Here is a 5,029-nt window from a genome sequence, read left to right as displayed (position 1 = left end):
GAAGGCGTGATCATCATCGCGGCGACCAACCGCAAGGATGTGCTTGACCCCGCGCTTCTGCGCCCCGGCCGGTTCGACCGTCAGGTGACGGTGCCCAACCCCGACATCAAGGGCCGCGAGAAGATCCTCGGCGTGCACGCCCGCAAGACGCCGCTGGGCCCGGATGTGGATCTGCGCCTGATCGCGCGCGGCACGCCCGGATTTTCCGGCGCGGACCTCGCCAACCTGGTCAACGAGGCGGCGCTGATGGCAGCAAGGGTGGGCCGCCGGTTTGTCACTATGGTGGATTTCGAGAACGCCAAGGACAAGGTGATGATGGGCGCCGAGCGCCGGTCGATGGTCATGTCGGAGGATGAGAAGAAGCTGACCGCCTATCATGAGGCGGGCCATGCCATCGTGGGGCTGAACGTCCCGCAGCACGATCCGATCCACAAGGCGACGATCATCCCGCGCGGCCGCGCGCTGGGGCTGGTCCTGTCCCTGCCGGAGCGGGACCAGTTGAGCGTGACCTATACCAAATACACCTCGAAGGTGGCGATGGCGATGGGCGGCAAGGTCGCCGAGGAACTGATCTTCGGCAAGGAAAACGTGACCTCGGGCGCCGCGTCCGACATTCAGCAGGTCACCAAGATCGCCCGCGCGATGGTCACCCAGTTCGGCATGTCCGACAAGCTGGGCAACATCGACTATGCCAATGAGCAGCAGTCCTATCTGGGCAGCTATCAGGGTGGCGGTGCCAGTGCCGGGCCAGACACGCAGGAGGTCATCGACCGGGAGGTGCGGCGCATCGTCGACGAAGGCTACGAGACCGCGAAACGTATCCTGACGGAGAAGAACGACGATCTGCATCGCCTGGCGCAGGGCCTGCTGGAATTCGAAACCCTGACCGGGCCGGAGATCATGCGTGTGATCAATGGCGAACCCCTGAAGCGGGGCGAGGACGACGATGACGCCTCCTCCGACAGTGGCAACGCCCCCTCGATCACCTCGATTCCCAAGACCAAGCAGAAGCCGAAAGGCGGGGGTCTGGAACCCGAACCCACGGCGTGATCCGAACGCGTGAAATTCCGATGCGCCGCCCTCTCACCGGGGCGGCGTTGTCGTTTTTGCTTTTCTGAACCCTCGGGGGACGCCGCATATGCTCGATCGCTTGCGCAGTTGGGCCCGCGCATTGAAGCGCGACGTTGTCGCCGTGTATCTGCTGGCACGCGATCCGCGAACGCCTTGGGGCGCGCGGCTGCTGGCACTGGCGGTCGCGGCCTATGCGTTGAGCCCGATCGACCTGATCCCCGATTTCATCCCGGTCCTGGGATACCTCGACGATGTGATTCTGGTGCCCCTGGGGATCTGGGGCGTCATCCGCCTGACCCCGGCGCCGCTGATCGCAGCGATGCGCGGGCAGGCACGCGACCGGGTAGAAGCACGCCCCCGAAGCTATCTCGCCGCCGCGGTCGTCGTGGGGATCTGGCTTGCCGGGGTGGCGATGATCGGGCTGTGGGTGTGGAAACGCTAGGGCCTTTGTGGCGACGTCAAGCGGCGGCGATGCGACGGACCTGGCGGATCATGCGCACAAAAAATAGGCCCGGATGCGTGAACGATCCGGGCCGGAGGGGGGGTGTCAGATAGTCAGATAGAACGAACCAGGGCGGCAGCGCCCCGATCAGAAAGCAAGAACCATCAGCGCGCTGATGCCGAGTCCGGCCAGGAAACCTGCGTTGATGATGAGAGCGGGCATTGTCATCTTGGTCTCCTGAGTGTGTTGCGTTTCTGGATAGTCAACACCGAAGCGGCCCATGGGTTCCGGGATGATTCGAATTCTTTGCAAATCTTTTTCCGGCGCGCGGCGGAAAGGCTCCTGCGGTCGCAGGCATTTTGCGCGGATCGGCGGAACCGGCCCCGCAGGGGCGGTGCGACGGCGGATAACGAGTTAATGACGGCTCGATTGTTTCCAAGCCGGTGGTGATACTGAACGAATCCGCCGCCGGGAGCGACTGCTGAGATCGCCCCACGTCGTTTTTGGAGGGCAATGGTTACCAACGCGTTAACCGGGGGCGACAATCATCGGATCAACGTCGTCACCCGACGCCCGACCGGCGGTGCATCGGCACCGCCCGGGGCGTGGCGCCGGTGAGGATGGCAAGGGCGTCCGGGCGCATCAAGCTCTTCAACGGCGGCCGATCGCAGTAAAGCCCGCCGGTATAGGTGCCATAGGCGGGCAGGATCAGCCGCGTCGCATCGACCAGAAAGCAGGGGCGCGACAGGGTCTGTCCCCGCAGCGGCAGACGCAGCTTCGGATGGTAATGGCCCGAGACCTCGGCCAGGGGACCCGGTGCGGGGCCCGGTGCGGGGCCCAGTGCGGGGCCCGGTGCCGGACCCTGTGCTGGGCCCGGAGTGAAATCGGCCTGCGCGATGTGGCGAAAGCTGAACGGCGGCTCCAGCAGCGATGTCCGGGAAATACCGCCCATCCGGGAGGGGGCGGGGTCGTGGTTGCCCTCGATCCAGATCCAGCGCCGCGCTGCCATCAGATCTTGCAGCCTGTCGCGCTCTTCCCCCGGCAGGGCCTGCGCCGCGGTCAGATCGTCGAAACTGTCGCCCAGGCAGACCACGCTGCGGCAGCCGGTCGCGTCGATGTCACGGGCCAGCCGCGCCAGCGTGTCGCGCACCTCATAGGGTGGCAGCATCCGGCCCGATCGGCGGGCGATGCGTTCCGATTTGCCCAGATGCAGGTCCGACACGCACAGCAACGACCGCGCGGGCCACCACAGCCCGCCCGATCCCAGCGCCACCAGATCTGCGCCGCCCAACCTGAAGGCATATTCGTTCATGATCCGTTCCTAAGCCGACGGCGCGCCATCATGCAAGGCCCGCCTCGGTCATCAGCGCTTGCGCGTGTTCGGCCAGCAGCCGTTCTTGTGCGGCGCCCGCCACCGGCACGCGCCCCATTTCCAGCAACATCGGCGCGGCGAGCGGCGTGACCCGGTCCCGCACCACGTGATCCACGCGGCCGCGGGTGCGGACCAGCATCTCCTCGATCCGGCCGAAGTCGACCAGCCCGCGCAGCGCCTCCTCGCGGGTGATGCGCAGCATCAGGTGGTCGGGCTCGTAGCGGCGCAGCGTGTCGTAGAGGATGTCGGAGGAGAACACCGCCTGACGGCCGCTCTTGCGTTGGGTGGGGGTGTTGCGCTCGATCAGCATGGCGATGGTGGCGGAGGTCTTGAAGGTGCGCTTCATCACCGCGTTGCCCGCCAGCCATGTTTCCAGCCCCTCGCGCAGATTGTCCGCGTCCAGCAGCGGCGCGGGGTCGGTCACCGGATCCAGCCCCCAGATCAGCGTGGCATAGTCAGTGGCGACGAAGCCCAGCGGGTGCAGCCCGGCGGTCTCCATCCGCTGGGTCAGCAGCAGCCCGAGCGTCTGCATCGCGTTGCGCCCGGCAAAGCCGTAGAAACAGGTGTGCGCGCGCCCTTCGAAGGGGAAGCTTTCGACAAGGATGCGGTCGGCCTCGGGCAGGTGCGACACCTCGCGTTGCAGCGCCAGCCACTGTGCTGTGTGCTTCGGCAGGTCGGGCCAGGCGGGCTGGCGGAACATGCGCAGGATGCGGTCCGACAGCTGGGTCGAGGTGGCGAATTTCGTGCCCATGAAGGTCGCGACCTTGGGGTTCTTGTCGGCGCGGCGCGTGACCTCCACGGTCATCTCGCGCAAGGCTTCGTAACGCACGACCTGCCCGCCGATGAGGAAGGTGTCGCCGGGTGTCAACTGCGCGGCGAAGCCTTCCTCGATCTCGCCCAGCGGCTTGCCCGCCGCGCCGCCCTTGCCGCCGCGCCCGCGCAGTCGGACCTTGAGCGTGTCGGTGTCCTGGATCGTGCCGATGTTCATGCGGATGCGCTGCGCCGCGCGCGGATCGCGCAGCTGCCACAGCCCGTCGGGCCGCCGCAGCAGCCGCTGCCAGCGGTCGTAGGCGCGCAGCGCATAGCCGCCGGTGGCCACGAAATCCAGGCAATCGTCGAAAGCCGCGCGCGACAGCCCGGCATAGGCGCCCGCGCTGCGGACCTCGGCGAAAAGCGCCTCCTCGTCGAAGGGCCCGGCGCAGGCGCGGATCAGCATGTGCTGGCACAGCACGTCGCGCGGGCCGGGGCCGCGGGGCTCCCCGTCCAGTTCATGGGCCTGAACGGCTTGCAGCGCGGCGATGCATTCGACCACCTCGAAGCGGTTGGCGGGCACCAGCAGCGCCTTGCTGGGCGCGTTGTAGCGGTGGTTGGCGCGGCCGATGCGCTGCACCAGCCGCTTGACGTTCTTGGGCGCGCCGATCTGGATCACCAGATCCACATCGCCCCAGTCGATGCCCAGATCCAGGCTGCCGGTGCAGACGATGGCGCGCAGGCGCCCCGCGACCATCGCCGACTCGACCTTTTCGCGCTGTTCGCGCGCCAGCGATCCGTGATGGATGCCGATGGGCAGGGCGTCCTCATTGGCAAGCCAGAGGTGGTGAAAGAAAATCTCCGCCTGGGCGCGGGTGTTGTGAAAGATCAAGGTCGTGTTGTGGCGGCGCACCTCCTCCAGCACCGCGGGGATCGCGTAGCGCCCGCCGCCGCCGGCCCAGGGCGGGGGGGCATCGGTTCGCAGCATGGCAATGTCGGGATCGGGGCCGGGGTCGGCATCGACGATCTCGCAGGGATCGGGGTGGCGGGCGAGGTAGCGGGCCATCGCGGGCGGATCCTCGATCGTGGCCGACAGCCCCACACGGCGCAGCCCCGGCGCCAGCGCCTCCAGCCGCGACAGCGCCAGCATCAGCTGATCGCCGCGTTTGGATTCGGCAAGCGCGTGGATCTCATCGACCACCACCCGTTGCAGCCCGGCGAAGATGCGCGGCGCGTCCTCGTAGCTGGTCAGCAGCGCCAGGCTTTCGGGCGTGGTCAGCAGGATATGCGGCGGATCGGCGCGCTGACGGCGGCGGCGCGCGTAGGAGGTGTCGCCGGTGCGGTCCTCGATGCGGATGGGCAGGCCCATCTCCTCCACCGGGGTGGTGAGGTTG

4 protein-coding genes and 1 pseudogene are annotated in these 5,029 nt (G+C 67.5%); 2 read left to right on the top strand and 3 right to left on the bottom strand.

What is annotated here, in order from left to right:
• Nucleotides 1-1,050 (top strand): ATP-dependent metallopeptidase FtsH/Yme1/Tma family protein (locus ACU0BR_RS10345; protein WP_446156757.1); only part of this gene is annotated, 1,050 nt, incomplete at its 5' end.
• A gap of 97 nt (nucleotides 1,051-1,147) precedes the next feature.
• Nucleotides 1,148-1,468 (top strand): annotated as a pseudogene (locus tag ACU0BR_RS10340) (YkvA family protein); the annotation flags it as partial.
• Between the two features lie 192 nt (nucleotides 1,469-1,660).
• Here the strand turns inward: ACU0BR_RS10340 and ACU0BR_RS10335 are convergent.
• The 3 genes from ACU0BR_RS10335 to ACU0BR_RS10325 all read right to left on the bottom strand — a co-directional run.
• Nucleotides 1,661-1,795, bottom strand: a complete 135-nt coding sequence (locus ACU0BR_RS10335; protein ID WP_446156756.1) for a hypothetical protein — start codon at nucleotides 1,793-1,795, stop codon at nucleotides 1,661-1,663.
• A 280-nt stretch (nucleotides 1,796-2,075) separates the two neighbouring features.
• Nucleotides 2,076-2,825, bottom strand: a complete 750-nt coding sequence (locus ACU0BR_RS10330) for a ligase-associated DNA damage response endonuclease PdeM (protein ID WP_446156755.1) — start codon at nucleotides 2,823-2,825, stop codon at nucleotides 2,076-2,078.
• Between the two features lie 28 nt (nucleotides 2,826-2,853).
• On the bottom strand, nucleotides 2,854-5,029 hold a 2,176-nt coding region (locus ACU0BR_RS10325), incomplete at its 5' end, for a ligase-associated DNA damage response DEXH box helicase (protein ID WP_446156754.1).

The sequence above is a fragment of the Brevirhabdus sp. genome, from assembly GCF_052826345.1.
This window is presented reverse-complemented; position numbering and strand designations above follow the sequence as displayed.

What these genes read in the sequence shown, in the direction of transcription:
- ACU0BR_RS10335 (WP_446156756.1), bottom strand. Translation starts at nt 1,795, where the DNA reads ATGGGCCGCTTCGGTGTTGACTATCCAGAAACGCAACACACTCAGGAG.
- ACU0BR_RS10330 (WP_446156755.1), bottom strand. Translation starts at nt 2,825, where the DNA reads ATGAACGAATATGCCTTCAGGTTGGGCGGCGCAGATCTGGTGGCGCTG.